The following is a 558-nucleotide window of genomic DNA, read 5'->3' on the forward strand; positions in this document are numbered from 1 at the left end:
GGTCCACATACGCCCGACTCGCGTATTGGACCCCCTGGTCTGAATGGTGGACCAGCCCCGCTGCTGGACAACGCGCTTGCAGCGCGTTGTCCAGCGCTGTCAGGGGCAATGCGGCGTCCATGAACCTCGACAAAGACCAGCCCACCACTTCACGGGTAAAGCTGTCCAGCACGCACGCCAGGTAAACGAAGCCCTGCTTGACGCGAATGTACGTGAGATCGGCCTGCCAGACCTGGTCAGGTCTGGTCACAATGAGGTGTGGCAGCAGATTGGCAAATCTTGACTGGTTGTGGGTGGACTCTGTCGTGGGCTGAAAGCGCCGCCTGGTCCTGCACAGCAGCCGGTGTTCTCGCATGACCCGCAAGACACGTTTGTGGTTCGCTGGACGTCCCCTGCGGGCGAGTTCATGGGCGACTCGGCGATAGCCATACCCAGTCCATTTCAGCACCACCGCCTCGATGTCTTTGGCCAGCTGCTGATCCTGATCAACACAACAGCCTCACGGCCCAGTTGATGGACGTACCAGGACCGACTCACCTGGTGCAGTTCACACAGGCG

The 558-nt window shown here is 60.6% G+C and carries 1 protein-coding gene; it reads right to left on the minus strand.

The window, feature by feature from the left end:
• Nucleotides 1-472: IS3 family transposase (locus tag IEY31_RS18575; protein WP_268238982.1), on the minus strand; the 472-nt coding region annotated here is incomplete at its 3' end.
• Between the last annotated feature and the right edge of the window lie 86 nt (nucleotides 473-558).

Origin of the sequence: Deinococcus aerolatus (assembly GCF_014647055.1) — a bacterium.
In the GTDB taxonomy this organism is placed as follows: Bacteria; Deinococcota; Deinococci; order Deinococcales; family Deinococcaceae; genus Deinococcus; species Deinococcus aerolatus.